The organism is Parabacteroides sp. AT13 (genome assembly GCF_002272965.1).
Lineage (GTDB): Bacteria > Bacteroidota > Bacteroidia > Bacteroidales > Tannerellaceae > Parabacteroides > Parabacteroides distasonis.
The window spans coordinates 587,855-613,140 of sequence record NZ_NQMH01000001.1 but is presented as its reverse complement, the minus strand read 5'-3'; the positions used below and the strand labels follow the sequence as shown (position 1 = coordinate 613,140).

The 25,286-nt window shown below is 39.3% G+C and carries 28 protein-coding genes; 22 read left to right on the top strand and 6 right to left on the bottom strand.

Annotated elements, in window-relative coordinates:
* Window positions 1–45: 45 nt before the first annotated feature.
* Window positions 46–690, top strand: coding sequence for a MarC family protein (locus CI959_RS02960; protein WP_005855096.1), 645 nt, complete (start codon window positions 46–48; stop codon window positions 688–690).
* 35 nt (window positions 691–725) lie between these two features.
* On the opposite strand, the gene CI959_RS02955 is transcribed toward CI959_RS02960, so the two are convergent.
* Window positions 726–962 carry a hypothetical protein gene (locus tag CI959_RS02955; protein ID WP_022192094.1) on the bottom strand — a complete coding sequence of 79 codons (237 nt, stop codon included), beginning with the start codon at window positions 960–962 and terminating at the stop codon, window positions 726–728.
* A gap of 104 nt (window positions 963–1,066) precedes the next feature.
* Window positions 1,067–1,477 carry a glycoside hydrolase family 20 zincin-like fold domain-containing protein gene (locus CI959_RS02950; RefSeq protein WP_011965854.1) on the bottom strand — a complete coding sequence of 137 codons (411 nt, stop codon included), beginning with the start codon at window positions 1,475–1,477 and terminating at the stop codon, window positions 1,067–1,069.
* A 328-nt stretch (window positions 1,478–1,805) separates the two neighbouring features.
* On the opposite strand from CI959_RS02950, the gene CI959_RS02945 reads away from it, so the two are divergent.
* The 8 genes from CI959_RS02945 (at window position 1,806) to CI959_RS02905 (ending at window position 10,326) form a co-directional block, all read left to right on the top strand.
* On the top strand, window positions 1,806–2,162 hold the full coding sequence (locus CI959_RS02945) for a two-component regulator propeller domain-containing protein (protein WP_226766808.1): 357 nt from the start codon (window positions 1,806–1,808) through the stop codon (window positions 2,160–2,162).
* A 76-nt stretch (window positions 2,163–2,238) separates the two neighbouring features.
* On the top strand, window positions 2,239–2,748 hold the full coding sequence (locus CI959_RS02940; RefSeq protein WP_005855105.1) for an AraC family transcriptional regulator: 510 nt from the start codon (window positions 2,239–2,241) through the stop codon (window positions 2,746–2,748).
* Window positions 2,749–2,951: 203 nt separating this feature from the next.
* Window positions 2,952–4,175, top strand: coding sequence for a site-specific integrase (locus CI959_RS02935; RefSeq protein WP_005855107.1), 1,224 nt, complete (start codon window positions 2,952–2,954; stop codon window positions 4,173–4,175).
* A 495-nt stretch (window positions 4,176–4,670) separates the two neighbouring features.
* Window positions 4,671–5,210 carry a UpxY family transcription antiterminator gene (locus CI959_RS02925; RefSeq protein WP_005855111.1) on the top strand — a complete coding sequence of 180 codons (540 nt, stop codon included), beginning with the start codon at window positions 4,671–4,673 and terminating at the stop codon, window positions 5,208–5,210.
* Window positions 5,207–6,334: an MraY family glycosyltransferase gene (locus tag CI959_RS02920; protein WP_005855113.1), complete on the top strand. Its 1,128-nt coding sequence runs from the start codon at window positions 5,207–5,209 to the stop codon at window positions 6,332–6,334. The genes CI959_RS02925 and CI959_RS02920 overlap by 4 nt, the downstream gene beginning before the upstream one ends.
* Before the next feature lie 24 nt (window positions 6,335–6,358).
* On the top strand, window positions 6,359–7,177 hold the full coding sequence (locus CI959_RS02915; RefSeq protein WP_005855116.1) for a polysaccharide biosynthesis/export family protein: 819 nt from the start codon (window positions 6,359–6,361) through the stop codon (window positions 7,175–7,177).
* A gap of 33 nt (window positions 7,178–7,210) precedes the next feature.
* Window positions 7,211–9,595, top strand: a complete 2,385-nt coding sequence (locus CI959_RS02910; RefSeq protein ID WP_095231399.1) for a tyrosine-protein kinase — start codon at window positions 7,211–7,213, stop codon at window positions 9,593–9,595.
* A gap of 5 nt (window positions 9,596–9,600) precedes the next feature.
* Complete coding sequence (locus CI959_RS02905) at window positions 9,601–10,326, top strand: tyrosine-protein phosphatase (RefSeq protein WP_011965858.1); 726 nt, start codon at window positions 9,601–9,603, stop codon at window positions 10,324–10,326.
* Here the strand turns inward: CI959_RS02905 and CI959_RS02900 are convergent, their stop codons facing one another.
* The 4 genes from CI959_RS02900 to CI959_RS02890 form a co-directional block, all read right to left on the bottom strand.
* Window positions 10,327–10,842: an N-acetylmuramoyl-L-alanine amidase gene (locus tag CI959_RS02900; RefSeq protein WP_011965859.1), complete on the bottom strand. Its 516-nt coding sequence runs from the start codon at window positions 10,840–10,842 to the stop codon at window positions 10,327–10,329.
* A 12-nt stretch (window positions 10,843–10,854) separates the two neighbouring features.
* Window positions 10,855–10,965 (bottom strand): smalltalk protein, encoded by a 111-nt coding sequence (locus tag CI959_RS21445; protein WP_151896172.1) that lies wholly within the window; start codon window positions 10,963–10,965, stop codon window positions 10,855–10,857.
* A gap of 43 nt (window positions 10,966–11,008) precedes the next feature.
* On the bottom strand, window positions 11,009–11,482 hold the full coding sequence (locus CI959_RS02895) for an HU family DNA-binding protein (protein ID WP_005855124.1): 474 nt from the start codon (window positions 11,480–11,482) through the stop codon (window positions 11,009–11,011).
* Between the two features lie 212 nt (window positions 11,483–11,694).
* The gene (locus CI959_RS02890; protein WP_008780974.1) at window positions 11,695–11,967 is read right to left on the bottom strand and encodes a DUF4248 domain-containing protein; all 273 of its coding nucleotides are present in this window, start codon (window positions 11,965–11,967) and stop codon (window positions 11,695–11,697) included.
* Between the two features lie 109 nt (window positions 11,968–12,076).
* On the opposite strand from CI959_RS02890, the gene CI959_RS02885 reads away from it, so the two are divergent.
* From CI959_RS02885 to CI959_RS02825, 13 genes are all read left to right on the top strand, one after another.
* Window positions 12,077–12,631, top strand: a complete 555-nt coding sequence (locus CI959_RS02885; protein ID WP_011965861.1) for a hypothetical protein — start codon at window positions 12,077–12,079, stop codon at window positions 12,629–12,631.
* 27 nt (window positions 12,632–12,658) lie between these two features.
* Window positions 12,659–13,864 (top strand): UDP-N-acetyl-D-mannosamine dehydrogenase, encoded by a 1,206-nt coding sequence (gene wecC / locus CI959_RS02880; RefSeq protein WP_011965862.1) that lies wholly within the window; start codon window positions 12,659–12,661, stop codon window positions 13,862–13,864.
* A 16-nt stretch (window positions 13,865–13,880) separates the two neighbouring features.
* Window positions 13,881–14,855 (top strand): SDR family oxidoreductase, encoded by a 975-nt coding sequence (locus CI959_RS02875; RefSeq protein WP_005855134.1) that lies wholly within the window; start codon window positions 13,881–13,883, stop codon window positions 14,853–14,855.
* 2 nt (window positions 14,856–14,857) lie between these two features.
* Window positions 14,858–16,126, top strand: coding sequence for a nucleotide sugar dehydrogenase (locus tag CI959_RS02870; protein WP_008780975.1), 1,269 nt, complete (start codon window positions 14,858–14,860; stop codon window positions 16,124–16,126).
* Between the two features lie 18 nt (window positions 16,127–16,144).
* Complete coding sequence (locus tag CI959_RS02865; protein ID WP_005855138.1) at window positions 16,145–17,059, top strand: hypothetical protein; 915 nt, start codon at window positions 16,145–16,147, stop codon at window positions 17,057–17,059.
* 31 nt (window positions 17,060–17,090) lie between these two features.
* Entirely contained in the window at window positions 17,091–18,209 is a 1,119-nt protein-coding gene (locus CI959_RS02860) for a hypothetical protein (protein WP_005855140.1), read from the top strand.
* Between the two features lie 165 nt (window positions 18,210–18,374).
* Window positions 18,375–18,974, top strand: a complete 600-nt coding sequence (locus CI959_RS02855) for an acyltransferase (RefSeq protein WP_005855142.1) — start codon at window positions 18,375–18,377, stop codon at window positions 18,972–18,974.
* The gene (locus tag CI959_RS02850) at window positions 18,967–20,397 is read left to right on the top strand and encodes a lipopolysaccharide biosynthesis protein (RefSeq protein ID WP_011965864.1); all 1,431 of its coding nucleotides are present in this window, start codon (window positions 18,967–18,969) and stop codon (window positions 20,395–20,397) included. Before CI959_RS02855 ends, CI959_RS02850 begins: the two co-directional genes overlap by 8 nt.
* A 1-nt stretch (window position 20,398) precedes the next feature.
* Window positions 20,399–21,118, top strand: a complete 720-nt coding sequence (locus tag CI959_RS22010) for an acyltransferase (RefSeq protein WP_005855146.1) — start codon at window positions 20,399–20,401, stop codon at window positions 21,116–21,118.
* Window positions 21,115–22,209, top strand: a complete 1,095-nt coding sequence (locus CI959_RS02840) for a glycosyltransferase family 4 protein (RefSeq protein WP_005855148.1) — start codon at window positions 21,115–21,117, stop codon at window positions 22,207–22,209. The genes CI959_RS22010 and CI959_RS02840 overlap by 4 nt, the downstream gene beginning before the upstream one ends.
* On the top strand, window positions 22,206–23,366 hold the full coding sequence (locus CI959_RS02835; RefSeq protein WP_005855151.1) for a glycosyltransferase: 1,161 nt from the start codon (window positions 22,206–22,208) through the stop codon (window positions 23,364–23,366). The genes CI959_RS02840 and CI959_RS02835 overlap by 4 nt, the downstream gene beginning before the upstream one ends.
* A 329-nt stretch (window positions 23,367–23,695) precedes the next feature.
* The gene (locus CI959_RS02830) at window positions 23,696–24,640 is read left to right on the top strand and encodes a hypothetical protein (RefSeq protein WP_227742525.1); all 945 of its coding nucleotides are present in this window, start codon (window positions 23,696–23,698) and stop codon (window positions 24,638–24,640) included.
* 10 nt (window positions 24,641–24,650) lie between these two features.
* Window positions 24,651–25,283, top strand: coding sequence for a hypothetical protein (locus CI959_RS02825; protein WP_057316669.1), 633 nt, complete (start codon window positions 24,651–24,653; stop codon window positions 25,281–25,283).
* Window positions 25,284–25,286: the final 3 nt, after the last annotated feature.

Below are 25,286 nucleotides of genomic sequence, written 5' to 3'. Positions count from 1 at the left end.
ACTAATTGGCATATTGGCACATTAGCCAATTAAAAAATTATTGATATGGAAGACTTGTTACCTTTCGCCCTATTATGTTTCACTTCGTTTTTTACGTTGACCAATCCACTCGGTACGATGCCGGTTTTCTTGACCATGACCAATGGTATGAATGACCATGAGCGGAAAGCGATTGTCCGAAGGGCCACGATCGTGTCGTTCATCACCTTGATGGTTTTTACTTTCTCCGGTCAGTTCCTGTTTAAGTTCTTTGGTATCTCCTCGAACGGCTTTCGCATAGCTGGCGGCTTTATTATCTTCAAGATTGGGTTTGATATGCTTCAAGCACGCTACTCGAACGCGAAGTTGAAAGAGGAAGAGGTGAAAACCTATGCGGATGATATATCCATTACTCCTCTGGCAATCCCGATGTTGTGCGGTCCGGGAGCGATCGCCAACGCAATCATGCTTATGGATGACGCCTCGACACTCAGCTTAAAGGGTACGTTGATTGGTATTATCGCATTGGTTTATTTTATCACGTTCTTGATCTTACAAGCTTCTACCCGTTTGGTACGGATATTGGGAGAGACTGGAAATAACGTGATGATGCGTTTGATGGGATTGATACTGATGGTGATCGCCGTGGAATGTTTCGTAAGCGGATTGAAGCCTATCTTGATCGATATCTTGCGTGAGGCGATGGGCTAACAAATTACCAGACCAGCTTCTTTCTGCGATGGGCGCTAAATATTGGAATAACCTTTTTTATCCTCATCGCAATCGGAGATATTTGCTTTCCAGATAAGTAGCTCTGCTTGGAACGGGAGATACGATATGATATCATGGGTGTGTGTTGTTCCGTTTGAGATCGTGATCTTCTTGGATTTAGCATACAGGTTCATATCCTTCATTTTTTGCTGTCCTTCAGGTGTCGTATCATGAACTTCTTGTGTGAAATGAAGTCTGTTTATTTTTAACATGGCTAGGTGATCGATTAATTCTTTGAGATTATCCTTCGAGATGAGAGTGAAAGGTGTGTGTATTGCCACGGTCCGATTGCTGTATCGGGGGCCATCTAGTATGGTCATTCCCGGTACGTTCCATTGAATATCTCTACCTGAGTTGGGCTGTTTATTGCTGGAGGAAGCAGAAAACGTAAGGTTTGCGTTGCGTAAAAGAAACCTTTTTGTCCGGATGCTTTTATTAGAATACAAGAGGGGGCTATATTCAGTTTATAATGTTCGGCCGCTAGTTCTTTGTCTGTGCGGAATATGATATTGGCTCGTTTGTCTTGTATTTTTATTTCCGGGGTGAATCCGGCGGAAAGCGTGAACAGATCGGTCAACTCCCGAGCGATCATAGCCTGTTTTTCATTTTCTACACTGATGAGGGTTGCCTTGTTGAATGTGAAATCACCTTTGTCTGATACACTTTGCAAGGGGAAAGGAATGATCTCCGGTTTTTCGTCCGGAAGGAAACATTTTACAAGTATCATAACCAAAATAATAAAATATATACCCGTTGTACGTAACATAAGAATAATTTTTAATGATATGCTTTTTTGTTTAATTTTTCACTTGCTGCAAATCTATGCTTTAAGGATATTTTCTTGAGTCCAAAATCGTCCGTGAAAATTCAAAAAACGTTTTTTTATACTCTGCAAGCCTTATATTTCGGACGATTTAGTGTTTTTGCCGAACAATGGGTGATATACAACTATGCGAGTATTTTGGAAGTTTTTACAATTATATCTATTGCTGTTTTTAGTGTGTTTAACAGAGTCTCTTTATGCAGCTCCTAGGTATTATTTTAAACAAATCTCTTTGGAAAACGGATTATCGCAGTCTTCCGTAAAATGTGTGCTGGTAGATGAAAGAGGGGTTATGTGGATTGGTACCCGATTTGGGTTGAATCGTTTCGATAGGGAAAAGATTACCGTTTATCAGGAGGAGAGGGAGAATCCGCATTCTCTTCCTTATAATGATATAGTTTTTTTGGAGGAAGATGCGGAGGGAAATATTTGGGTAGGAACCTGTTGCGGATTGGCATATTTCGATCGTGGTACTTTCCGGAACCTGCTTTTGAGTCTTCTTCCGGTAATATTTATATTTCTGGAGTGGAAGGGCTGGTTAGGATACGGCCCGGCTATGACATTCATGAGGAAGAGGATTTTTCTGTGAGCATGATTAATTTGGCTTTAGATGGGTTACCGATTCATCCTGATGGTATATCCGGGGAACAGGCTATTTCCATTCCGTGGGATTATGTTTCCCTTGGGAGGGGTATAAATCAGGGGCGGATATCTATTTGGCGAAGCCGTTTGATATAGATTCCTTGTTGGTGATTCTGCGGAATATATTAAGACAACGAGACCTACTTCGTGTGCGTTATCGTGAGTCCGGTTGTCTATTCTCTCCAAAAGAGGATGCGACAAGCAATGCGGACGAACAATTCATGTGTAAATTGAATACGTTGCTTCGGGAGAACTTGAGTAATCCGGATTTGAATGTGCCTTTTATCGCCTCTGCGATGGCGATGAGTAGAACGACGCTTTATAGCAAGTTCAGTCATTTGTCGGATGTCTCGGTTGGTGATTATGTGATTCGGTTTCGTATGGTCGAGGCTTCTCGGTTGCTTTCATCTCATAAGGATATGAGTATTCAGGAAGTAGCGGACCGTGTCGGTTTTTCCAGCGCTCGTTATTTTAGTACGGCTTTTAAACAAAGCTATGGGGTCACTCCAACCGAATATCGTCGAAATAATTAAGTGTTAGTTGCAGACTATTCTTTTCATAAATTCAATCTTTTTAGCAGAATCTGATAGATATCTCCTATAAACAACTTTTTGGGTGAGTCATATGTTTTAAATAGCTCCTGAATGAGGACATTATGATAGATTTTCTATGATAATTATTATTGTCTACCTATTGACATTTCGGGTTGGCTAGTGTAAAATTGGCTTAAAAAAGTATGGCTACAATAAAAGTAAAGTTTCGTCCATCGACGGTGAGAGGCAAAGCGGGTGTTGTCTGCTACCAACTTTGTCACAGACAGGAGAATAGGCAAATAACTACCGATATGCGGATATTTCCTCATTGGTGGAATGGGGAGAAACGAGAGTTGGTTGTTACGCCTGACAATGAAAAAACTATTTTTTCTTATCAGAAACGAATAAATGCGGACTTAGTTGCGATCCGGAAAATCATTCGGGAATTAGATGCTGTAGGGGATGAATACACCTTATCCGATGTGATCAGGAGATTTCGATCTCCAAAAACTGAAACCGGAATGTTGGACTATTTGAGAAAAGAGATTGGACTCCTTCATGATAGCGGTCAATTCAGTACTTCCCGTAATTATTTACGAACATTGAACAGCTTCTCCTCTTTTTTAGAGAATTGTGATATACCTCTCACCGCATTAGACTCCGATACGGCTTGCAAATATGAGAAATGGCTATGGGGAAGGAGAGTGAGTAAGAATAGTAGCTCATTTTATATGAGAATCTTGCGTGCCGCTTATAATAAAGCTGTACAAGAGCAACTTGTGGAGCAAGCTTTTCCTTTTCATGAGGTATATACCGGGATCGCCAAGACATCGAAACGTGCCGTTAGTGAAAAGACCATTTTGAAGTTGCAGAGACTTGACCTGTCTTATTCATCGGCTTTGGCTCTCTCTCGGGATTTGTTTGTATTCAGCTATAGTACTCGAGGGATGGCGTTTGTGGATATGGCTTATTTGAAAAAAGAAAATATAGGTAAAGGGGTAATTACTTACTGTCGCCATAAGACCGGTCAAAACCTGACGTTGCGAATTGAACCTTGTATAGAGGCGATCTTGAGACGATATCTATCGGACTCTTCGAAAACTCCCTATGTATTTCCAATCATTACCGATGAAAATCCGGATCGGGCTTACTTGCAATACCAAACGGGATTGAATTACCATAATCAGAAATTAAAGCGATTGGGGAAGTTAATCGGTGAGACATTGCCTCTATCTTCATACACTCCCCGCCATAGTTGGGCTACCGCTGCACGCAATCATAATATCCCTGTTGCGGTTATCAGCGCAGGAATGGGACATACCTCCGAGAAGACAACTCTTATTTATTTGGACTCTTTGGATAACTCGTTGATAGACAATGCGAATAATGGAATTTTAAAAGACCTAAATTCTACTGTCTCTTGGTAAGAAATCTTAGAAATACGTCGCAAATGTAATTATAATCTGCAAAACAAAAAAATAAAGGGGGGATTTTTGGATATAAATTGTATCCTCTGTTGATGTAACTCGTTAACAAATAGCATATATAAATACGTTAATTGTTTTCTTCTCTATTATTCTTTGTCTGGTCTGGAAAATGAGAGTGTATACTTTTTTCGACAACAACCTTATCTTTTTTCGAGTATCAAATTGAGTAAACCGAGTAAAAAAGTAGTTTTTATATATTTTATGTATTTGATAATAAGATAAATAACTATTTGTACTGTTTCTTACCAAGAAACGGTAGAAATATAGGGTTAGGGTTTCCCATTCACTGTAGTCAGGAATGGTCCTCATTTCGGAATTTTATATAAAAATAGCCGGATTAACCTTGATTGCTGTATATCCTTTAATCAAAAAATAAGGAAATACAGGAATGGAAGGTATATCCTCTTTGTACATGAATAAAAACGGTATAATTCATTGAAAACAATAACACTTGACGGCAACCATTGGTTTGCGCTAAAAGTATTTTATAACAAAGTTTTTGAGATCGAGGAATCCCTCAAGAAGGATGATATCGATTGCTATTTCCCTTGTGAGGATGCGGTGGTCATGCGGAATGGAGTAAGAAAGATCATACGTAAACCAATTATCAGTTCAATCCTGTTCTTTCATTCTACGACGTTGCGTGCGATGGAGATACAGCGACAATTCACGGACAAGGTGATACTGTATACAAGAGATAAGGAATTGAAAAAGGTGCCACTTATCATTCCGGACCGGGAGATGAATATTTTCATGTTGGTCACGTCATCCGGCGAGAAAGGAATGGAATATTTGGGGGCTGACAGTACCAAGTTTTGTCGGGGAGAACGTGTGAGAGTGATTGACGGGAAATTCAAGGGGGCGGAAGGATATATCTGCCGGATCAAGAAAAACAGCCGTTTGGTTGTCGCCATTCAGGGGGTCTGTGCCGTAGCGACCTCCTATATCCCACAAAGCTTTATTCAAAAAATATGAGAACGATAATAGAGACCGGTCTTTTTTTATCGGGTGGTTTTTTGATATCCATTTTACAGGGATTGATACTTATCCCCAATATCTTGTTGATCTCCTATAAGAAACGATTGTTCGATCAGCCCGACGAGCGTAAGGTGCATTCCATACCTGTTCCCCGCTTGGGAGGTATCTCTTTCTTCCCGGCGATACTCGTGTCGCTCTGTTTGATAATCGGTCTGTTCCATTGCGTTGGGATTCCGATAGCTCGTTTGCTAACCGATCGAAGTTTGTTGGAGTTACTGTTTTGGGTCAGTGGTTGTATGCTACTTTATCTCATTGGTGTGGCAGATGATCTGGTGGGTGTCGGTTATCGTTACAAATTTGTTGTTCAGGTTTTTACGGCGATCCTATTGGTGTTGCCGGGGGCATGGATTAACTCGTTAGGCGGTTTGTTCGGAATTTATATGCTTCCTTCGTGGGTGGGTATTCCTTTGACGGTTTTGATAGTCGTTTATATAACCAACGCTATTAACCTGATTGACGGTATAGACGGCTTGGCTTCCGGCTTGAGTTGTATCGCGCTTACCGTATTGGCGGCTATCTGTATATCTAACGGATCTTATTTTTATGCATTGTTGGCGTTAGCTACATTAGGTATATTGATACCTTTCTGGTTCTATAACGTTTTTGGCAACGCTCAGCGTGGGCACAAACTTTTCATGGGGGATACAGGAAGCTTGACGATCGGTTATATCCTCAGCTTCTTGGTAATACAACTAAGTGTCGTACATTCAGATGGGGAGGTCCGGACAAACCCTTATATGGTTATAGCATTCTCGACGCTCCTGGTTCCTCTTCTTGATGTCTTCCGTGTGGTGTTGCATCGATTACGTAAAGGCAGGAATCCCTTCTTACCGGATAAGAATCACATCCATCATAAGTTGTTGCGGACTGGTATGCGTGTCCGTACGGTATTGGTGACGGTCCTGTTAATCTCCTTCTTTTTCATAGGGATGAATATCCTGCTGTCCCCGGTTTTAAATCTTACTTGGTTATTGGTACTAAATATGTTGTTGTGGGCATTGATACATCTTATCATCAACCGGTGCATCATCCTTTATCAGGAAAAAGAGTGGCATCAATGAAATCAAATCAATTAATTTTATATCATGAATAAGAGTTCTCGTTATTCACATGTGTTTTTCATACAATTGGTAGGGTTGTTATTTCTTTTAAGCGCCTGTTCCACTACGCACCAAACGAATTATTTTCAAGATCTTCACCCCGGAGAGAGTGAGCAGAAGGTCGTGTCTCCATTGACGGTCAAGATACGACCGGGCGATCAGATCTCTATTCTGGTGAATAGCCGAGATCCCCAACTGACCAACCTATTTAATTTGCCGATCCTGTCGCAGCAGGTCGGACAGGTATCGCAAGGTAGTGGATCAAGTCGTGGCTTGTCCGGCTATACGGTAGACGATCGGGGTGAGATTGATTTTCCTGTATTGGGAAAAATCCATGTGGCGGGGAAAAGCCGGTCTGAGATAGCGGCCTTTATCAAGGATGCGTTGATTACAGGGAATTACGTAAAAGATCCGGTGGTGACCGTTGAATTTATGAACCTTACAATATCGGTTCTGGGTGAGGTGAACAACCCGGGGCGTTTCAATATCGACCGGGATCAAATGACCTTGTTAGACGCTATCAGTATGGCGGGCGATTTGACGATTTATGGCAAACGGGATAAGGTAATGGTACTACGTGAGGAAAATGGAGCGCAACGAGTTTACGGCATAGACCTTTGCTCCGCCAGCCAGATGTATGCGTCTCCCGCCTATAACCTCCAGCAGAATGACGTGATTTATGTGGAGCCGAATACCGTGCGGGCACGTCAGTCCACTGTCAACGGAAACAATGTTCGTTCCACCTCCTTTTGGATATCGCTGGCTTCCTTGTTGACAACGATTAGCGTACTTGTATTCAAATAATAATTGATCATTCAATTCATTCATTAAAAAATTATGGCTCAAAATAACGTTAGAACGGGTCAACCGGAGGACTTCATGCGGATTCAGGACTTGTTTTACCTCTGTCTCTCCAAGTGGTATTGGTTTGTCATCTCTTTGGGGATAACGCTAAGTGTCGCTATTCTTTATGTATTGGTTACTCCTCCGGTTTATATGCGGTCGGCGGCTTTGTTGATCAAGGACGAGTCGAAGGGGCAATCTCTTTCCGGCGAGGTGGGAGGCTCTTTTTCCGATCTGGGGCTTTTTCAGGCGAACACCAATGTGAACAATGAGTTGATATCCTTGCAATCTCCTGCGATTATGCTGGATGTCGTGAATCGATTGCGTTTGGATGTTGCCTATCATACGGATGGGGCTTTTTATCGCAAAGTCCTTTATGGACAGGATCTTCCGGTCTCTGTTTCATTTGCGGATTTGCAAGATAATGAATCCGTGTCTTTTACCTTACGTTTGCTGGATGAGGAGAACGTGGAACTATCCGATTTCATTCGGGAGGGTGAGGAGCTTGAAGAGACCTCGGTCATGACCTGTAAGTTACGGGAGTTGGTTACGACTCCGGTGGGTAAACTGACGATAGATCCGACCCCTTATTTTCAAGGAGCGTTCGCTCAGCCGATTTATGTCTCGCGATCCGGTCTGTATGGCACGTTATCCGCCTATTCCGGTAATTTGAGCGTAGCGTTAAGCGACGAGAAATCAACGGTGATCAACCTCTCGATTAAGGATGTCAGTGTGCGGCGTGCGGAAGACATATTGAATACCTTGATATCCGTCTATAATGAGAATTGGGTAATAGACAAGAACCAGATCGCCATCAGTACCTCCATGTTTATCAATGATCGTTTGGGTGTGATTGAGGGGGAGTTGGGGAGCGTGGATGAGAATATCTCTACTTATAAAAGCGAGAATCTGCTGCCGGATGTGCAAGCGGCCTCCAGTTTGTATCTGGCGCAATCCAGCGAGACCAATTCCCGCATCCTTACTTTGAACACTCAGTTATCCATGGCCCGTTATATCCGGAACTACTTGACGAACGCTTCCAGCAAGAACCAGTTGCTACCGGCTAACTCCGGTTTGGAAAGCACCAATATAGAACATCAGATATCAGAATACAATACGACGCAGTTGCAACGTAACAATTTAGTGGCGAACAGTAGCGAGCGAAATCCGTTGGTGATGGATCTGGATCATTCCTTGCAGGCCATGCGTACGGCTATCATCTCGTCCATTGATAATCTGGTAGTCACGCTTAATACGCAAATTAGTACTTTGCGACAAAGCGAGAAGCAAACCACGGCCCGTATCGCCGCTAATCCCTCGCAAGCGAAATACCTGTTATCAGTGGAACGTCAGCAAAAGGTAAAAGAGTCATTGTATTTATTCCTGTTGCAGAAACGTGAGGAGAATGAGTTGTCCCAAGCTTTTACGGCATATAATACACGGTTGATCACCCCGCCGACGGGAAATATGCTTCCTATAGCCCCGGTTAAGAAGAATATCTTATTGGTAGCTTTTGCGCTCGGCTTGTTAATACCGGTCGTGATCCTGTTTATGTTGGAGAATATGAATACGACTATTCGCGGGCGAAAAGATATAGAGCGATTGACCATTCCATTCGTTGGAGAGATACCTTTGTCATATCGGGCGAAAAAAGGCTTTTTCCGGCGTAAGAAAGAGGAAAAGGCCATAATCGTAGTCAAGGAAAAAAGCCGTAACGTAATCAATGAGGCATTCCGGGTAGTACGTACCAATTTAGAGTTCATGATGGGAAAAGACGCTCACTCAAAGGTTATCATGGTATCTTCCTTGAATCCCGGTAGCGGTAAGACCTTTATAACGATGAATCTCTCCACGAGTCTCGCCGTAAAAAGTAAAAAAGTTCTGGCGATAGATATGGACCTTCGTCGAGCATCCCTTAGCGATTATATCCATTCTCCAAAGTGTGGCATATCCGATTACCTAAGCGGACAGGTTCCGGATTATAGCTCTATTATCGTAAAGGGAGAAACTATCGCCGGTTTGGATGTGATTCCCGTAGGTACGATCCCCCCAAACCCTACGGAACTTTTATTCTCGGAACGTTTTGCCACATTGCTGGAACAGCTCCGTATGGAGTATGATTATATCTTTATCGATTGTCCGCCGGTCGAGATCGTGGCCGATGCTTCCATTATCAATAAGTACTCAGACTTGACCTTGTTTATCATCCGTGCGGGATTACTTGACCGAAACCTGTTAGTGGATGTCGAGAAGTTCCATACGGAACGTAAATACGGCAACATGTCTTTGATCTTAAATGGAACAGACGGAGGAGGTAACCGTTATGGCTACAAATATGGCTACCATTACGGCTACGCCGGATATACGAAAGAGGAATAAATAGGATGTGGTTTTTCAAAAAGCAGACCAGTCTTGTGGGAAGCGGTATTTTGGAGGGATTTACTGATTACCATTCACATATATTACCCGGGGTGGATGATGGTATACGGACGTTGGGTGAATCTTTGGATACGTTGGATTGTTTGGAGAAACTAGGAGTTAAATCTATTTGGCTTACTCCCCATGTCATGGAAGACATTCCCAACACGAGCGAGAAATTGAGAGAACGTTTCCAGCTTCTTCTTCAATATTATTCCGGAGGTATAGCTCTCCATTTAGCCGCGGAATACATGTTGGATAACTTATTTGAGGAGCGACTGGCCTCGGAAGACTTGTTGCCGATTGGCAAGGCTCAAAAACATTTGCTAGTGGAGACTTCCTATTTTAATCCTCCGATGGGATTAAATAATATTCTGCTTCGGATCAAGGCAAAAGGCTATATACCTGTACTGGCGCATCCCGAACGATATACCTATATGAATGAGAAAGATTATTGGCGATTGAAAGGTATGAACGTGAGGTTCCAATTGAATCTCCTTTCCTTGATCGGTGCATATGGTCCGGAGGTTCGAGGTAAGGCGGAGTGGCTACTGAAAAACGGCTATTATCAACTCTGTGGAACTGATATTCATAGCCTTACGCTTTGGAAAGAAAGTGTTATGAAGAAAAGAATATCGGGAAATGTCTCTCGAATGTTGCAAGGCATCATAGCGACACATTTCCCGGGATAGTTAATGGAACAAGTAACGATATTCATCGCACGAGAAGCAGGGACAAGCTTTCTTTACGCCGGGCAAGTCACGATGCCCCACGATAAACGCATGAGGAAAGAGCGTGTGGAGTTTCCACAGGAGTTCCCTCAATCGCTCCTTCTGTTCCGGGGTACGGGTATCGGCGGTTTTGCCGCTTTCATCCAATCCGCCTTCATAACAAATACCTATGCTGCAACGATTGAGTCCACGGACATGGGCACCTACTTCCAGCAGTCGGCGATGCTGTGTCACGATTCCACTCCTGCGGATATAGAAATGATAGCCGATGGTACGGAATCCCCGTACCTTATGGTCACGGTGAAGCTGTTCCACCGTATAGTCACGGTCACTTTGGGTAGCGGAGCAATGTATGACGATGAAGCGGACAGAGTCCGCCCCATTCATCATCAATCCGCTTTCCACTTGCGTCAGCAGGGTACGCTCGTTGAGCGTCTCTTCTCCGCCGACAATCATGGGAAATGTTTCTTGCGTCATTGTCACTAGAATTTAGAAGTGAGAAACACAGGAAGATACACCTAATGCCGTTAAGGCTGCGATAATAGCCTGTACGATAGCTTGGACTATTTTCTTCCAATCGATTTTACTTGAATTGCTCATGTCTGTTCAAATTTGAGGGTGAATAATGTATAGTTCTTGGAGATCAGATCTCGTCGGGACTTTCGGAGTCCCCTTCCTCGGGAGTTACGATAGGTACCCCACCCTTAAAGTCGATTCTCACCAAATTGGTTTTCTCGGGCAGGAGCGCATAACGGAACGTCCCGTTAAGGATCGTATACTCGGCGTTAAACGCTGGTCGGATACTTTTCACCAGCTTGGCTGTCACCTCCTTGGGTGTGCTTACGCTTTTCTCGGTGAGCAACTCGTTGTAGAAGATGCCCAATCCGTCCAGCTTGATCTTGTAACCAAGCGCCATGTGGGTTTGGCAGAAATAAGCGAGACGTTCGATGACCCCGATCACGTCGGCCGGTGTCAAGGCCGACTCTTGTGCGATCTGGGTAGCCACCTGCTTGGTAGTGATTGTACCATAATAATAAGCTTGAGCACTGTAAACAGTTTCTCCCTTACGAGGGCCAATGTTCAAATCGATTTTTCTAGCATAAAAAGGCTGTGCCATAATGTTAAAATTTTAATAGTGAATACTCTGTTATTTTTATCAATGTCATTGACTGATACAAAAGTAAGGAAGTCGAAAACCTCACTTTCCGATGCTTTCGGTTTCATTCCGGTTGTTTCGTTTAAGGCGTTTCCGAAGTGAATAACTAATGGCTTGTCAAGTGAATAACTAGCGGCTATACCTAGTGAATAACTAACGGCTTCAGTTCCCGCTTACGGTTCACCGAGATACTGTACGATGATGCCTGTCTGTTTAGGCGTAAACGTTTTGTTGTGAGGCTTATAGTACGCTTTTTTCAACTCGGTGATCAGGTCGGGGTTATGCTTCATCAGGTTACGGAGGTTTGCGATGGCAGATTCCTCGTTATTTGTATCAGGAAAATAGAGCTTCGCCAACTCCCTTTTGGAGTAGGGGCGGATGCGGAAATTCGGTTCGTTCATATAATAAAAAGTTTTTTTAATGAATACTTTAGATTGCTTTCTCATTCGAATGATATTGCGAAGCTACCGGAGCGAAGACATTAAACCATGAATAAATAAAAGCATTCGGTTATGATTCCGTGCCTATTCGGAAATCCGGGAAATAAATAAAGAAATGAGAGTTGAGGAAAAAAAGACATTTACCAATATACAATTGAGCGATGAAGAATGGTCTCTATACCGATATATCCCCAATGTGGAGAGATTAAAGTATTATGTCGGACGTATGAGAAACTGCATGAATATGGATCATGTGATGGATCACGTCGTGCTCCCCATGTTGCTGCATGAGCTGGAAGTCACCAAGGAAAATTCAGAGAAGAGAGACTTCTACACCCGATTACGCCCATTCATCAAGCACTTACGCGGCTCGTCCGGCACGACGCTGTTTGAGCGTATCACTCGATTGAACGAGATACTGAAAAGGGAGAAACGGTGCGGACAAACATTCGCCGGCATCCTTCAACAAATCAAGATAGAGCCCCCAAAGCTTGGCGAGGAAGCCTCCTGCATCATCGAACTGATCATAAGCTCCTCTCCCGAGAATGGTAATGTGATAAGCGTGAGCCCTATCCTTGTAGGAGTAGAGTATAGAAAGAAAGTCAACCAGAGCATCGGTAGGGAAATCGGCGTGAATGTATCTGGCCGATCTTTACAGGATCGTATATAATATAATTACAATTTTTAACAATAGGGAATGAAAGCATGTTTTATGGGCTTGGGTTATATTGGTTTGCCCACAGCCATTATCGCTGCCAAGCACGGCATTCAGATAACGGGAGTTGATATCAATCCCCATGTAGTGGAAATGACTAATGCGGGACATCTACACATCATTGAACCTGGTATGGAGAAAATGTTACAGGAAGTAGTGAAAACTGGCATGTTGAAGGCTTCGGTTACACCAGAAGTAAGTGATGCTTATTTTATGGTAGTTCCTACCCCTTTCAAGGGAAACCATGAACCTGATGTGAGTTACGTGGAAGCTGCTACTCATGCGGTATTGCCGTTGCTGAAAGAAGGGGATCTTTATGTAATAGAATCCACTTCACCCGTAGGAACCACAGAGGCCATGGCACGCATCATCTTTAATGAACGTCCGGAACTGGAAGGTAAGATTTATATTGCCTATTGTCCGGAGCGCGTATTACCCGGTAATGTGATTTATGAATTGGTACATAATGACCGTGTCATAGGCGGTTTAAATCCTGAATCTACCGATAAGGCCTTTGAGTTCTATTCCCAATTTGTACAAGGTACGCTTCACAAAACGAACTGTCGCACGGCAGAAATGTGCAAACTGACGGAGAACTCTAGTCGCGATGTACAAATTGCTTTTGCCAATGAGCTTTCGCTTATCTGCGACAAGGCGGGCATCAATGTTTGGGAGCTTGTCAATCTTGCCAACAAGCATCCGCGTGTGAATATCCTGCAACCCGGTTGCGGTGTTGGGGGACATTGCATTGCGGTGGATCCATACTTTATCACTGCTGATTTCCCTGCGGAAAGTAAGTTGATTAGTGATGCCCGTGAAATTAACAACTACAAGAGTTTCTGGTGTGCCGAGAAAGTGAAGAATGCCATGTTGGAGTTTGAATTGAAACATCATCGCAAACCTTGTGTCGCTATGATGGGACTTGCTTTCAAACCCAATATCGACGATTTGCGTGAAAGCCCGGCAAAATACATCACTACGAAAGTGATGCAGAGTTGCAATAATGCCGATATTTTGGTTGTGGAACCGAATATAAAAAAACACAATGTCTTTAAATTGACTGATTATAAAGAGGCTTATGACAAAGCAGATATCGTGGTGTTTTTGACGGCACACATTCCATTTAGAGAACTGGAATGGAGGGGCGATAAGGTGACATTGGATTTTTGTGGAGTGTTTAAGAAATAAGATGGAGAATTAAAATATGAATAAGATTTTGGTTACTGGAGGAGCCGGGTTTATTGGTTCTAATCTTTGTGAGCATTTGTTGGCTCACAACTATGAAGTGGTATGTTTAGACAATTTTGCCACCGGTAAGCCAGAGAATGTGTTCCCGCTTTTAGAACGCTATTCTGAAAAGTTTAAATTGATAGTCGGTGATATCCGGGTTTTGGCAGATTGTCGCAAAGCAGTGGAGGGTGTGGATTACGTTATGCACGAAGCCGCATTGGGAAGCGTACCTCGTTCTATCAAAGATCCGATTACTACGAACGACACCAATATATCCGGATTCTTGAATATGCTGGTAACCGCCCGAGATGCAGGTGTGAAACGATTTATATATGCTGCAAGTTCGTCTACTTATGGCGACAGCAAGTCACTACCGAAGGTCGAGGATGTGATAGGAAAGCCACTATCTCCTTATGCCATTACCAAGTATGTGAACGAACTCTATGCCGATGTGTTTGCCAAAACATACGGTATGGAATGCATCGGACTGCGCTATTTCAATGTGTTCGGGCGTCGTCAGGATCCGTTTGGCGCATACGCCGCTGTGATTCCATTGTTTGTGAAGAAACTGATGGCTCATGAAAGTCCGGTTATTAATGGTGATGGTGAATACAGCCGCGATTTCACTTATATAGACAATGTGGTTCAGATGAATATGCTGGCTATGACCACCAATAATAAGAATGCTGTAAATCAGATATATAACACAGCCTACGGTGAACGCACCACATTGAACCAACTTGTAGGCTATCTGAAAGAATTTTTGAGCGAGTTTGATTCTGAGATTATTCAAGTGGAAGTGATTCATGGTCCTAACCGTTTAGGAGATATACCCCATTCTCTGGCTTGTATTGACAAAGCCAAATCGTTATTGGGCTATAATCCGCAATACAGTATGCGCGAGGGGTTGAAAGAAGCTGTGAAATGGTATTGGAATAATTTGATATAAAAATGAAAAGTATTAAGATTTGTGTAGTCGGATTAGGATATGTAGGCTTACCGCTTGCCCGACTTTTTTCAACTAAATATCCTACTGTGGGATTTGATATGAATCAAGCTCGTGTGAATGCTTTGATGAAGGGGCATGATGCAACACTTGAAGTTGCTGATGACCTACTTCAGGATGCCATTAACAATCATGGGTTTAAATGTACAACAGATATTGAACAAATTCGCGACTGTAATTTCTACATCGTAGCAGTTCCAACTCCTGTGGATGAGAACAACAATCCGGATTTAACTCCACTTTATGGTGCAAGTACCACTGTTGGAAAGGTGATTTCCAAAGGAGATATTGTAGTCTATGAGTCTACTGTTTATCCCGGTGTTACAGAAGATGAGTGTATTCCAGTTGTGGAAAAAGTGTCCGGATTGAAGTATAATGAAGATTTCTTTGCAGGCTATAGCCCTGAACGTATAAATCCGGGAGATAAACTTCATACAGTTGAAAAAATCAAGAAAGTTACTTCTGGTTCCACAGTTGAAATCGGTAAGAAAGTGAATGAAGTTTATGCGTCCGTCATTACAGCTGGTACCCACCTTGCTTCAACTATCAAGGTGGCAGAAGCCGCTAAAGTTATCGAAAACTCGCAGCGTGATATAAACATCGCTTTTGTCAACGAACTTTCCAAAATTTTCACTAAGATGGGAATTGACACGCAGGATGTGCTTGAGGCAGCTTCCACAAAGTGGAATTTTCTTCCATTCAAGCCGGGACTTGTAGGCGGACATTGCATAGGTGTCGATCCTTATTATCTCGCTCAGTGTGCGCAGCGTCACGGATACAACCCTGAAATCATTCTTGCCGGTCGACGTATGAATGATGGCATGGGAGAATATGTAGCCAACGAAGTAGTGAAACTTATGTTGAAAAAAGGTATTCAGGTGTTGGGGGCAAACATCTTGATATTAGGTTTTACATTCAAGGAAAACTGTCCTGATGTGCGCAACACAAAGGTTATTGATATTTATAATGCTCTACGAGAGTATAATGTTAATATAACAATTTATGATCCATGGGCAAATCCGGCAATCGTAGAACACGAATATGGAATAAAAGTAACGAATCAACTTCCAATGAAAAAGTATGACACTGCAATTCTTGCCGTTGCTCACAAGGAATTTACGGAGTTAGATATATTGTCAATGCTTAACGACAATCATATAATTTATGATGTCAAAGGATTCCTTGACAAACAAATAGTGAATGGTCGATTGTAATTTAAATTAAATGCATTAATGAAGAGATTTACTTTGTGGAATAGCTATGTTGCAATAACTGAAAGTAAAGAGTTTGTTGATTGGAACAAAACAAAAATTATAGGCAGTTTTAAATGTCCGGCTTTTTCCTATAGATCAAGTACTCAGATAAAAGCAGACCCTTTTTTATTTGAGTATAACAACGCTATATATCTCTTCTACGAAGAAAAGTATAAAAACGGGAAAGGTTATATTGTCTGTACTTGGACATCGGATTTAAAAAACTGGTCTCAACCGGTTGTAGTATTGAAGGAACCATTTCATTTGTCATTCCCTTATGTATTTAAGATAAATGATAAAATTTATATGCTTCCGGAAAGTAATGAATCAAATGAGTTGAGGTTATATGAGTGTGTTGACTTCCCATATAAATGGAAATTAAACAAAATTATCTTTGATAATGGAAAATATGTAGACTCATCTATTATTTGCAAGGGCGACATCTACTATTTGTTTACTACACATAAAACTGAAAACTCTTTTTATCATGAATTATATTACTGCAATGATTTATTAAGCGATAAGTGGATAAAACATCCGCAATCTCCAATCTCGAATAATCCTAAATTTGCTCGTAACGGAGGCTCCGTTTTTTCGCATAATAACAATCTGTTCCGTCCTGCTCAAGATTGCTCGGTATCCTACGGGAATAATTTGTCGATATTTAATGTAACACATTTATCTATTGATAAATATGAAGAAACGCTTGTTGCGACTAATTTCTTTCCTAAATATAAATTCAAACACGGAGGACATCACTTTTCGCATATCGAATATAAAGGTCAAAATATAATAGCTTTTGATAAAAAATCAAGAGAATATGCGATAACTCCACTGTTTTCTTCGCTTTATGCTTTAATTTGTAGACTGATGAAGATTACATCTCATAAATAGTTCAAACAACTACAGATTTAAACGATATAATATGAATAGAGAAGTAGTAGTTATAGGTGGCAATCATCACAATACTTTATCAATACTTAGAAGCTTAGGTGAAAAAGGTATAAAGTCGTTGTTAATTGTTTTATCTCCATACGATCCTAAACCATTTGTAGGTTATAGTAAATATATTCAGAAGAAGATAGTAGTGACAAATATAAATGAAATTTCATCGGCTATGTATTCTCTTCACACGACAGCAGAAAAAGCTATTGTTATAGCCTGTAATGATTGCATTTCCAGTTATCTCGATATGAACCACAATAATCTTTCCAAAGATTTTGTACTCCCGGGCTCAAAGGATGAAGGAATGATAACTCACTTCATGGACAAAGGTGCAATGGCACAACTTGCTGTAAAAAGCGGACTAAATATTCCAAAATCAATTATCATTTCGACGGCAAATCCTGAATTTGAATCGATTACTTACCCATGTATCAGTAAACCTCTTGTAAGCAAAAACGGCTCAAAATCGGATATTGTTATTTGTGAGGACGAAAGTGCGTTAAGAAAATATTTAAATCATTGCAGATGCGATAAAATAATAATTCAGGAGTATATCTCAAAAGATATTGAATTTCAGCTTATTGGCTGTTCTATTAAGGAAGGGGATAAAATAATTATTCCGGGAGTATCAATAATACTTCGTCAACCTATGAACGGCAACACGGGATTTTTGCGATATTTCCCAATTAAAGAGTTTACCTACGATAAATCTTCTTGTTTTGAGTTTATACGAAGCACAGGTTATTCAGGACTTTTTAGTGTTGAATTTATTCGGGATAAGAATGGTACTGATTACTTTATGGAAATAAATTTCCGCAATGATGGGAACTCGATATGTGTTACAGCTTCCGGTATGAATCTTCCATATATATGGTATCTTTATAATTGCGGTGAAAACATAGAAAGTGAATTATGTTATGATTCAATGAGAGAGGTACTTGTGATGCCGGAATTTCAAGATTTTAAAAATGTCAAACATAGACAGATCAGCCTGAGTAATTGGCTTAAAGATGTTAAGAAAACAGATCGGTTTATGGTGTTTAGCAAGCACGACCAAAAACCATTTTGGATGGTTGTTTTCAAGCAATTTTTTCATTAAATAGGTAGCTAAGCACTATCTGATGTCAACCATCGCATTATAATAAAAATAACACGTTAATTTAAGATAGATTTATATTGTCAAAGACTGATTCAGATGCCAGGGGAAATTTCCGATGGCTTTAATTCTTATTTGATTATAATATAGTTTGCAAAAATTAATACAATGAATTACAATTCACTAAGAGTTTTCAATAAAGTAAATCAACTTTGTAGGAATTGGAGAAGCCAATTATATTCTCTTTTTGTTTTTGGCTCAAGCAAATATATTTACAAAGGAAAAAACGTTCACATTTATGGGTTTAAAACACTGTCAATAGGGAAAGCTTGCCATATAATGGATAATTCTGATATACGAGGAAATGTAAATATCGGGAACAATGTTTTTATTCATGAAAATGTATTAATTAGATCCATGGAGTGTTCTATATCAATCGGAAATAATACGACTGTAAATCGAAATACTAACATATTGGCACAAGTAACAATAGGTTCAAATGTGTCCATAGCTCCGAATGTTGTAATAGTAGGAATGAATCATGTATTTTCGAATCTTGATGATACAATTAAATCTCAAGGTAGCACATCCAAAGGGATTATCATTGAAGATGATGTGTGGATAGCAACAAATGTTTCCATTCTTGATGGTATTACAATTGGGAAAGGTTCTGTTATTGCAGCAGGTGCAGTTGTAAATAAAGATGTTCCACCTTATTCAGTAATGGCGGGTGTACCGGCAAAAGTTGTCAAGCAAAGGAATGGGTAATACAAAGCATTACATTTGGTCTGCGGTTGATAAATTCGGTACGCAAATTATAAGTTTTGTCAGCAATATCCTTATTGCAAGGATATTGTCTCCCGATGACTATGGTTTGGTGGCTATGCTTGCCATATTCACAACAATCGTCATGAGCCTTAGTGATGCAGGATTCAATGACGGACTTATTCGCAAATCAGATTGCGATAAAAAAGATTTTGGAACAATTGCATCGTATAATCTTGCAGTTGCCTTATTTATGTTTGCAGTAATGAACATTGCCGCACCATATATTGCTATTTTTTTCGGACGCAATGAATTGACAAACATAGCTAGGGTTCTTGCCATAGGATTTATATTAAAAGCCATTACATTAACTGGATTTGTTCAACTTGTAAAGCAATTAAAATTCAAACAATTGTCGCAAATCAATATCATTTGTTCGCTATTGTCATTCGTAGTGGTTTATACGTTAGCGATTATAGGATTTGGATATTGGGCTTTGGCATTGCAACCTGTTGTTATTGCAATATTCAATATTATATTGTTGCTTATCATTGGAAAATGGAAACCTTATTTCTGTTTTTACAAAAAACGATTCAAAGAAATGTTTGCTTATAGTTCCAATCTTCTTTTGTCGTATATTATAAATCGAATAGGAGAAAATATTTATAGCGTCATTATTGGTAAATCATTTTCCTCGTCTTCGTTGGGGTTTTATAATCAGGCACATAAAATGCAAACAGTTCCAAGCGAAGCTATTCGAAGTATAATAATGACTGCAAGTTATCCGATAATCGCAAACGAAAAGAATCCGAATAAAAGATATGATTTATACTTATCGGTATTCAGTAAGTTTACCTTTATCGTATCGGCAATGGTGTTTTTACTAATGGCTGTATCTGATTTTGCCTTTTATGCATTATTGGGAGAAAAATGGATACCTGCAGCACCTCTGTTCTCAATTTTTATACTAATCACACTAACGTTCCCTCAAAAAGTAGTTAATGCGAATATCATTAAAATTCAAGGAGATTCGGCGTTATATAGGAATTTGTCCTTGCTTGACACGGTATTAAGAATAATAGCACTGCTTGTAACCATGACCTACTCTTTGGAAATGATTGTAGTTGGGCAAGTGGTAGCTGCTTTCATTTCAGCCTACACTTACACTGCGTGTTGTGGAAAGAGGATAGGTTTTTCTACAAAGAAACAGTATCGAATATGGTATTCGATTGTGTGGAAGCCATTAGCGGCATTTTTTGTTAGCAAGGTGATTTTGTCATTCTTCAAAATGGGTTACTGGGGCGATATGTTCAGTGCTGTGTTTTTCTTAGTGGTTTTATGTTCGCTATGCGAACTAACAAAAGACCATACATATATCAACCTGAAAACAATTTATATAACATATTTGAAAAAGCTGTGCAAATAAGATGAATATAAAAAGAGTTATACGATCTCGAATAAGGAATTGGGAATTGCACCTGTCAAAAACTTCTAAGAAAAGATATATAAATTATCTAAGGAAACAGGGTGTTAAGATTGGAGAAAACATTTGGATGACCCCTTGTATTAAAACTGTAAATATAGACATTACAAGACCATCTCTTGTTGAAATCGGAGATTATGTCCGTATTGATAGGAATTTTACCTTGCTTACTCATGATGCGGGATTTTATGTTTTACTCAACAAATGGCATGAATTCATTCCCCAATCAGGAAAAGTAAAGATTGGAAATAATGTATATTTTGCGAGAAATTGTACTGTTTTCAAAGGGGTAACAATCGGTGATAACTGTATTATTGGTTTTGGCTCTGTTGTGACTCATGATATTCCGGCTAATAGTGTTGCTGTTGGTGTACCAGCACGTGTAGTTGGAACTGTGGAGGATTATTACAAAAAAAGAAGTACGAAATGTATAAGTGAAGCATTGGCTTATGCAAAAAGTATAGAGGAAAGATTTCATCGGAAACCGCGATTGGATGAATTTTGGGAAGAATTTCCATTGTTCGTAGATAAAGAGAATATGCATTTGTACCCCCATTTACCTTATAAACGTCAGTTAAGAGATAGCTTTGATTATTGGGTTGAACATCATAAGAGAATTTATGATGGTTTTGAAGAATTCTTAAAGGCTGCCGGGATAGAATGAAAAAAATAGCTATATTATATCCTGCTCATTATGAGCAATCAAGCGGAGGGGCAGAAATACAGATACTCTATTTGATTAATGCTTGCAAGCAGCAGAACTGGGAGATTCATTATATCTTTGAAGATAAGGGAACAGATATAAAAAATAAGGAGAACATCGTGCTGCATCCCTTATGCAAGATGAAGAATTATAAATTCTGTGGAAAAGGGTGGTTCCTATATGAAAAACAGATACTAAGAGAATTAAATGCGATCAAACCGGATACGATATATACGAGAATCGGTTCCTCATGGATAGGTATAGCTACCTCGTATGCAAAAAACCATAAAGTTAAGCATGCTCACGCTTTAGCATCTGATAGCTCGGTAACACGAAAATTATTGGGAAAGCCATTATATCCATTATTCAGTCAAATCGAAACCTATTACATAAATAAAGGTTTGGTAGGTGCAGATGTGATTATCGCTCAGAACGTTTTTCAACAACAAATGTTAAGTAAGCGTTATGGGAAAGAATCAATTTTAGTAAACCAAATGACACCATCTGTTGATGAATCATGTTTGCAAAAAAAATACAATAAGATAAAGATTATCTGGGTTGCAAATTTTAAAGAGTTGAAACATCCGGAATTGTTTGTTCAATTAGCAAAGGATTTAAAAGGTCATTCGGATAGAATCGAAATGTATATGTGTGGAAGATCCACTTCTAAATACAATAATCTTTTACAGGATCTGAATCATATAGATTATTTAAATTATCTGGGAAGTCTTGATCAAGAACAGGTTTTTGATTTGATGAATGAAGCACATATTTTAGTGAACACAAGTGAATATGAGGGCTTCTCAAATACATTTGTTCAAGCATGGATGCGTAAAGTTGTCGTTGTCAGTATGAATTCTAATCCCAGCGATATTCTCACTAGTCAAGGAATTGGTTTCCTAACTCCCAACATGACAAATTTGGTAGCAACCATTCATAAGTTGATTGAACACCCTGAAATAATATCGGAATTGGGTGAAAAATCTTACCAATATGCGTTGGAAAATCATGATTTAAACAAAAACATGAAAAAAATAATTGAAGTGTTATGAATGCAATCCATTGGTTTGAAGCAAAGCAACTTGACAGAGTTACTAATTATTCTTCAAGAACAGAATGTATAAAAAATGTATTAGATTTTGATGGCGAATTATATTACTATTGTTCTTTTTCGGAGAAAAAAGAGTATTATAGCTTTGACAAGAATATTGTTTACTTAGGCCGAATAAAAAATAAATTCCTCAAATTTCTCGAATTTCGTCTATTGATAATATTCAAGACCCTTCAACTTGTTGTGGGTTCAGACTCAAATGTCTTGATGTGTAATCAGGACTTGGTAAAATACCTGAAACCAGCAATTTTTCTAAATAAGTTATTAGGGAAAAATAATAAGTTTGTATTGGATGTACGGACACTACCCACTGTACCTGAAACTTTTGAAAAGGATATGGTTCAATATCAACGTCAGATAAAACACGCATGTAAATCCTTTGACGGATTAAGTTTTATAACTCCATTCCTTGAAAAAGTGTCTTTATCGGGTAATAATGGTGAGATTCCTACAGTTAATTGGAGTTCGGGTGTCAATATAGATTTATTTGATGCTGATAGATATGATTATACAAGAGATACCAAAGCTTTCAGAATCTTTTATCATGGCGGCATATCTCACTCCCGAGGGAATATGGATTTGATCAAAGCGTGCGAAATCATAGCTCAAAAGGGCTATTCAATTGAGTTGGTCCAAATAGGGAAAATAGTGGACAAAGATTTGAAAACCTATATTTCGAAAAAAGGAATCGGACATTGGTGTAAGTTATGTGATGCCAAACCTTTATCTGATATGCCAGCAATGGTGGCACGTTGTGATTTACCAGTTCTTCCCTTTCCCAATTTTATGGCATGGAGGGTGTCAAGTCCTATAAAACTTATGGAGTATCTGGCAATGGGGAAACCGGTGCTTGCACCTGACATGGAATGTTTTACAGATATTCTGGATAAAAACAGCGATATGGTATACTATTATGATATGAATAATGAGCACGTTGTTGAGGAGATTGCTAATGCTATTATCCATATCATAGAGCAACGCGACAATACAAATGCTTTCATCAAAAATCAAGTGTGTATCGATTATGTAAAAGAAAAATTTACATGGAAAGCACAAGTACACCATCTTTATAAATTTTGCAATAAACTATGCCAGTAAATCGAGTAAAGCTTTATTTTTTGTATGCAATACTCTTTCTTGTTTTTACGCAAGGATTTTGGGAACGATATACCCCAATTCCTGCTCAACCTATATTGGAGATACTCATTATAGGAATAACACTATTGTCTTATAAAAATATCTTAAACCCTCTTTGTTATAAATTGCTATTTGTGTTGTCAGTAGGGTTTATATGTTCAATATATACCGCTTCATCAATTGCTTATTTTAAGAGCATCAGGTTTGTCTTGTATTTTTTCTTCTTGTATGATATTTACAGAAGTACTCATTTTGAAATTTATCAGTACCTCCGCTTATTGAAATTTCTAATGGGACTTGTTATCTTGCAAGGAGTTGCTTCTATTATTCAGATATTTATCATAGGAGAACGAATTGAGGGATACGTCGGTTATATGTCCAGTTTAGGTGGATCAACAGCCACAACATTCTTGGTGCTTGTACTGTCAATATGTATGGTGATTCTGCTGTATTCAAACAATAAACTTTCAAGAAAATATATTTATGAGATATTGCTGTGTATAGCCTCTGCAATATTGGTGGGATATTCAAGCGGTAAGCGCACAATCTATTTCATTGCTCCTGTTACACTTGTACTGTCTGTTTTTTTTACGCGTATCTATATTCGTCGCGATCGCTTGATGGAACTTCGAAAAAAGGTAAGATATATAGTCATTGGAACTGTCATATTATTTCCTATATACATAATAGGGGCAACTTCAACACAGTTTAAATTAAATGATCGGATAAAAACAAGTGGTGATAGAATGGAAATTCTGTCAGGTATGATAGAGTATGCTATGTTTTACGAGAATAGTGAACACAATGGAAGTTCTACCGGTCGGTCAGGGACGACTAAAAATATAGTAAAATCAGCATTAAACGATGCCAAATATTTTTTTGTTGGTTCCGGATTTGGTTCCTATAAAGACGAGGAGGCTACAAAAGAAAGAAATGTAATATATGGTATCGTCGGTTTTACACGTGATGTTTTCTCTGGGGGGATGATATTTGCTGTGCTTATGTCTTTATGGCTTATAAAAGTCATTCTGTATCATGACAAAACAGAACAAGACCCATTTTCCATCACTTTAAGATATATGATTCTATTTTCGTTCTTATTTACCCATTTCGCCTATTCTGCTGATTATGTTACTCATCTAAAATTGACATCATTATTGATAGTCATATTACCCATCATCAATACAAAAGAATACGAGCATATAAAAGAACATCTTTGGGCATACCTAAAATAGCAATATACTTATGAATATAACATCTTCTATAAAAGAGAAAATACGGTTATATGGGTTTTGGGGTATGATGCAGCGTGTCTTTAAAAGCATCATATATGCCGTTTTTAAGATCAAATGGGAAAAATGTTACTTGATGTCTCGAACAGTTGAAAAGATTGACTATTCACTTTCAGAGAAAGGTATAGAGGTTCGTGAACTTAAAATGGAAGATTATGATAGCGAGCTATGGATCACTTATCTAACAGAAGAAAAAAAAGATACGTTACAAAAAAGATTCAAGACAAAAAACACGAAAGGATACGGGGTGTTTGTTAATGGGGTTTTAGCCTGTAGTGCATGGATTTCATTCGGAATTATTGCATATAATGAAGATACCATATTGTTTAAAAACGACAAGGCCGCATTATTATTTGATGCTTACACACATTCGTATTTTAGAGGGAACGGTTATCATAATTATATGATCAAATGGCGTCTAAATGAATTAAAACACAACAAGATAGAAAAAGCTTATACAATAGTCTTTTCTTACAATAAGCCCTCTATGGTTAATCAAAGAAAATGCCGTTTTGATATAGATCAAATATTTTATGTGTTTAAAATAGGCTCCAAAATATATCTCAGTAAATATTCCAATAAATAATAA

What these genes read in the sequence shown, in the direction of transcription:
- CI959_RS02960 (WP_005855096.1), top strand. Translation starts at nt 46, where the DNA reads ATGGAAGACTTGTTACCTTTCGCCCTATTATGTTTCACTTCGTTTTTT.
- CI959_RS02955 (WP_022192094.1), bottom strand. Translation starts at nt 962, where the DNA reads ATGTTAAAAATAAACAGACTTCATTTCACACAAGAAGTTCATGATACG.
- CI959_RS02950 (WP_011965854.1), bottom strand. Translation starts at nt 1,477, where the DNA reads ATGATACTTGTAAAATGTTTCCTTCCGGACGAAAAACCGGAGATCATT.
- CI959_RS02935 (WP_005855107.1), top strand. Translation starts at nt 2,952, where the DNA reads ATGGCTACAATAAAAGTAAAGTTTCGTCCATCGACGGTGAGAGGCAAA.
- CI959_RS02920 (WP_005855113.1), top strand. Translation starts at nt 5,207, where the DNA reads ATGAGAACGATAATAGAGACCGGTCTTTTTTTATCGGGTGGTTTTTTG.
- CI959_RS02915 (WP_005855116.1), top strand. Translation starts at nt 6,359, where the DNA reads ATGAATAAGAGTTCTCGTTATTCACATGTGTTTTTCATACAATTGGTA.
- CI959_RS02910 (WP_095231399.1), top strand. Translation starts at nt 7,211, where the DNA reads ATGGCTCAAAATAACGTTAGAACGGGTCAACCGGAGGACTTCATGCGG.
- CI959_RS02905 (WP_011965858.1), top strand. Translation starts at nt 9,601, where the DNA reads ATGTGGTTTTTCAAAAAGCAGACCAGTCTTGTGGGAAGCGGTATTTTG.
- CI959_RS02900 (WP_011965859.1), bottom strand. Translation starts at nt 10,842, where the DNA reads ATGACGCAAGAAACATTTCCCATGATTGTCGGCGGAGAAGAGACGCTC.
- CI959_RS21445 (WP_151896172.1), bottom strand. Translation starts at nt 10,965, where the DNA reads ATGAGCAATTCAAGTAAAATCGATTGGAAGAAAATAGTCCAAGCTATC.
- CI959_RS02895 (WP_005855124.1), bottom strand. Translation starts at nt 11,482, where the DNA reads ATGGCACAGCCTTTTTATGCTAGAAAAATCGATTTGAACATTGGCCCT.
- CI959_RS02890 (WP_008780974.1), bottom strand. Translation starts at nt 11,967, where the DNA reads ATGAGAAAGCAATCTAAAGTATTCATTAAAAAAACTTTTTATTATATG.
- CI959_RS02885 (WP_011965861.1), top strand. Translation starts at nt 12,077, where the DNA reads ATGAGAGTTGAGGAAAAAAAGACATTTACCAATATACAATTGAGCGAT.
- wecC (WP_011965862.1), top strand. Translation starts at nt 12,659, where the DNA reads ATGAAAGCATGTTTTATGGGCTTGGGTTATATTGGTTTGCCCACAGCC.
- CI959_RS02875 (WP_005855134.1), top strand. Translation starts at nt 13,881, where the DNA reads ATGAATAAGATTTTGGTTACTGGAGGAGCCGGGTTTATTGGTTCTAAT.
- CI959_RS02870 (WP_008780975.1), top strand. Translation starts at nt 14,858, where the DNA reads ATGAAAAGTATTAAGATTTGTGTAGTCGGATTAGGATATGTAGGCTTA.
- CI959_RS02865 (WP_005855138.1), top strand. Translation starts at nt 16,145, where the DNA reads ATGAAGAGATTTACTTTGTGGAATAGCTATGTTGCAATAACTGAAAGT.
- CI959_RS02860 (WP_005855140.1), top strand. Translation starts at nt 17,091, where the DNA reads ATGAATAGAGAAGTAGTAGTTATAGGTGGCAATCATCACAATACTTTA.
- CI959_RS02855 (WP_005855142.1), top strand. Translation starts at nt 18,375, where the DNA reads ATGAATTACAATTCACTAAGAGTTTTCAATAAAGTAAATCAACTTTGT.
- CI959_RS02850 (WP_011965864.1), top strand. Translation starts at nt 18,967, where the DNA reads ATGGGTAATACAAAGCATTACATTTGGTCTGCGGTTGATAAATTCGGT.
- CI959_RS22010 (WP_005855146.1), top strand. Translation starts at nt 20,399, where the DNA reads ATGAATATAAAAAGAGTTATACGATCTCGAATAAGGAATTGGGAATTG.
- CI959_RS02840 (WP_005855148.1), top strand. Translation starts at nt 21,115, where the DNA reads ATGAAAAAAATAGCTATATTATATCCTGCTCATTATGAGCAATCAAGC.
- CI959_RS02835 (WP_005855151.1), top strand. Translation starts at nt 22,206, where the DNA reads ATGAATGCAATCCATTGGTTTGAAGCAAAGCAACTTGACAGAGTTACT.
- CI959_RS02830 (WP_227742525.1), top strand. Translation starts at nt 23,696, where the DNA reads ATGGGACTTGTTATCTTGCAAGGAGTTGCTTCTATTATTCAGATATTT.
- CI959_RS02825 (WP_057316669.1), top strand. Translation starts at nt 24,651, where the DNA reads ATGAATATAACATCTTCTATAAAAGAGAAAATACGGTTATATGGGTTT.